General features: G+C 55.2%; 1 rRNA gene. It reads right to left on the reverse strand.

Annotation, left to right across the window (positions count from 1 at the left end):
• Positions 1–572 (reverse strand): 23S ribosomal RNA (locus ACQE3L_RS15425); the annotation flags it as partial.
• Positions 573–643: the final 71 nt, after the last annotated feature.

Genomic DNA, 643 nt, shown 5'->3' on the forward strand with positions numbered 1-643 from the left:
CTCGTTTTGTGAGACGCCTTTGACGCCCTGTCGCTCTATCGCCAACTGATTTCAGGCCCTATTGCACCGCCCTTCTCGGGGTGCTTTTCAGCGTTCGCTCACGCTACTTGTTCGCTATCGGTCTCGAGGAGTGTTTAGTCTTCTCAGGGGATGCCTGAGTCGTTCACAGAGAATATCCGATCCCTGCTACTCGGGTACTGACGCACGTCCTACCGCCATATCTTACGGGGTTATCACCCTGTCTCACGCTCCGTTCCAGGAGACTTCAGATACGGTGTCGGACGCTGCAAGTCAGCCCACACACCACATTGCCCGTGAGGGCTTCGGTTTGGACTGTGTCGCGGTCACTCGCGGTTACTAACGACATCGCTATTGCGTTCTCTTCCTTCCCCTACTGAGATGTTTCAATTCGGGGAGTTCCCTATTGCGCGGAGCAATTGTAATGGGATTCCTATTCGGAAATCTCGAGTTCTTTCCCTCCATGCGGGTCCCTCGAGCTTATCGCAGCTTGGCACGTCCGTCGTCGGCTCTCGAGCCGAGCCATTCACCAGCTGGCACAGTAGCCAGTTGAATACGTCCACGAACTCGGTACTGAGTTCAGTGGGCGTCTGGATCGCACGTATACACGGTCGTCATCGAATCG

Source organism: Haloparvum alkalitolerans (assembly GCF_050122995.1).
Taxonomy (GTDB): domain Archaea; phylum Halobacteriota; class Halobacteria; order Halobacteriales; family Haloferacaceae; genus Haloparvum; species Haloparvum alkalitolerans.